We start from the raw sequence: 2,674 nt of genomic DNA, 5'->3' as shown, positions 1-2,674 counted from the left end.
CATCTGGGCGATTCCGTGCGTTGCACTGTAACCGGCGAAGGTGGTGGGCGCGACATAAATGAGGATGATCAAGAGTCTAAGCCACGTCCACGGCACCAAGGTGAGCGCGAGTTGGCCAATGCCAATGCTTGCACCGGCCGCCACGAGCCCTGCTGCGGCGCCGCCGATCGCGCCGGCGCCGGTGTGGAAGGACCCGATGCCGATCGTCAGGCCAACGAAGAGAGGCAGTGCAAAGACAGCGAGCGTGAACAGCAACCAGCAGAAAAAGCCGATGCCAACTAGGACAAGCAGTGGTGCAAAGACGATCATGGTGGCGGTCTCCGTGAGATAAAGGTCTGACGGTTGCGCCCTCCACCACCACCACGGCGCAGCCGAGAGCATAGCCATAAACGGCGCCCACGGGGAGCGGAAATCCAAAAGAACCTCCACTTACCGGCCAGCGATCTGCAGTGCCCATTCGTCATTGGAAGGGATCGAATTCATGGTTATGCTCAGATCTGCATAATCATGATTATGATCCCTGGCAGATTATGGACAGCTAAGGACTGTCGGCTGCGCCAAATCCTTGATGTGCCGAGCCTGTCGCTCGGCACATTCCGGTTGAACTGCACATAATCCGGAGCCCTGCTCGAACTCCCAACAACGGAGATCGAGCATGCCCGTACCTGTACGCCTTCAACTCAGGACTGAAGATCCGGACAATGTTCTTTGGCCCATCATGGGCCTCTACACCGACTACCTTGTCCGCGGTCGCTACGGCGCAAAGCGTCGCCGTCGATATACCGCCTCAGCTCTTCACTTTGGCGACTGGTTGCGCAATGAGGGCGCAGGACCAGGCGACATCGACGAGACTCGGATCGGCAGCTTCCTCATCAACCACCTGACTACCTGTTCGTGTGGACATCCGGTCCCGCGCGGTCTCATCCTCAACAGGGCGGCGCTTAACAACCTGCTCCGCGTGCTGCGCGCGCACAACATTGTCGCGGCACCAGCGCCTGATGCGATCGAAGTGGAACTCGCCCGGTTCGACGCTAAGATGAACGAGATTTGGGGACTGACGCAGGGCACGCGTGATCACCGTCGCCGCATCGTCCGACGTTTGCTCCGGGAACAGTTTGGCGCAGGACCGATCGAGTTAGGTGCGCTCACGCCCAATGCCGTTCGCGCCTTCGTACTCGGTGGCGCCGGATGGAGCACCAGCATGATCCGTGTCATGGGTGGGGCAGTCCGCTGCTATCTCCGTTATCGCGCACTGCTCGGCGACGACGTTGCTCATCTCCACAAAGCGGTGCCGCGCCCCGCATTCTGGCGGGATGCCGAGCTCCCGGAGGCCCTGTCGGGAGCCGATGTCGAGCAGCTGTTCTCGGCCTTTGACCGGCCTTGTCCGTCACGCCGACGAGGCTACGCCATCGTGCGCTGCCTGGCCGATCTTGGCCTGCGTTCAAGCGAGGTTATCCGGCTGACCCTTGATGACATCGGCTGGGACGAAGGCGTCATAAGGGTGCCCGCCGGTAAGGCTCGGCGATCCGACATACTTCCGCTCTCGCCTCCGACCGGCGAAGCGACCGTCGATTATATCCTCAACGAGCGACCCGCGACTCCTCGACGCGAGGTGTTCGTCCGCCATGTCGCGCCCCTCGGTGAACCGGTTGGTAGACGTGTCGTGCAGAAGACACTCCACGCCGCCTACGCTCGGCTCGGTTGGGACCGGAGTCGCGTTCACATTCTCCGGCACACGCTTGCAAGCCGGTTGGTCAACAACGGCGTGCCAATGAAGCAGATCGCTGAAGTGGACAGGATCATTGCAGCCGCGCGTGCCCTTCCGCCTGTGTTCGGTGCCGGTCCAGCCTCGCTTCCAACAGTACTTGGCCTGCTCGCCGCTACGGGCCTCCGCATCTCCGAGGCGTTGAGTCTCCAGTGTGGCAGCCTCGATGAGGCTGCAACCCGGGTCACGGTGAAGCACTCCAAGTTCGAGAGGACACGCATGGTACCGTTGCACCCGACCGCGACAGCGGCTTTGCGAGATTACCTACGCACGCGAGCGAGGCTCGGCCCGATCGACCATTCCGCGCCGTTATTCCTCGACGAGCGCAGTGGCGAGGCTCTGGGCTACCGTGCCGTGCGCCGCGCATGGCTCCGACTGACGGCAGACGTCGGCATCGTGCCGCGCGGGGGCCACCGGTTCGTCCGTATCCACGATCTGCGGCACACCTTTATCTGTCGACGGCTGATGCTCTGGCAGACCGAAGGTGCAGACATCGACAACGCAATGCTGGCGCTCTCGACTTACGTCGGCCATGTCAATCTCGGCGACACCTACTGGTACTTGCAGGCTGTGCCCGAGCTCATGGCGCTTGCCGGAGGCCGCTTCGAGGCACTCGCACCGCAGTTCAGGGAGGTGTGTCATGACTGACATGATCCCGTCGTTCCCGATGCTCCTCCAGCGCTTCTTCGTCGACTATCTTCGCCAGCAGCGAGCGGTCAGTCCCAGCACAGTCGCGGCTTACCGGGACACGTTCAAGCTGCTGCTGGCCTTCTCGCTGAAGGCGATAAGCAAAGCTCCGACCGACCTCGCTCTCACCGACCTGAACGCGACGCTAGGGCTCGGACTCAATTGATCCAATAGGCAACGATGGCGGCGAGATGGACGGCAGCCAAGAAGTTCCTGGCTAGT

Annotated in this window: 3 protein-coding genes; 2 read left to right on the top strand and 1 reads right to left on the bottom strand. The window is 61.8% G+C overall.

The window, feature by feature from the left end:
• The coding region (locus XH79_RS06975; RefSeq protein WP_271581177.1) for a hypothetical protein at positions 1-309 on the bottom strand (309 nt) is incomplete at its 3' end.
• A gap of 346 nt (positions 310-655) precedes the next feature.
• On the opposite strand from XH79_RS06975, the gene XH79_RS06970 reads away from it, so the two are divergent.
• The gene (locus XH79_RS06970) at positions 656-2,413 is read left to right on the top strand and encodes a tyrosine-type recombinase/integrase (protein ID WP_271581176.1); all 1,758 of its coding nucleotides are present in this window, start codon (positions 656-658) and stop codon (positions 2,411-2,413) included.
• Positions 2,406-2,618: a hypothetical protein gene (locus XH79_RS06965; RefSeq protein WP_271581175.1), complete on the top strand. Its 213-nt coding sequence runs from the start codon at positions 2,406-2,408 to the stop codon at positions 2,616-2,618. The genes XH79_RS06970 and XH79_RS06965 overlap by 8 nt, the downstream gene beginning before the upstream one ends.
• The last annotated feature ends 56 nt before the right edge of the window (positions 2,619-2,674 follow it).

The organism is Bradyrhizobium sp. CCBAU 45389, assembly GCF_028128625.1.
GTDB lineage: Bacteria > Pseudomonadota > Alphaproteobacteria > Rhizobiales > Xanthobacteraceae > Bradyrhizobium > Bradyrhizobium liaoningense_B.
This window is presented reverse-complemented; position numbering and strand designations above follow the sequence as displayed.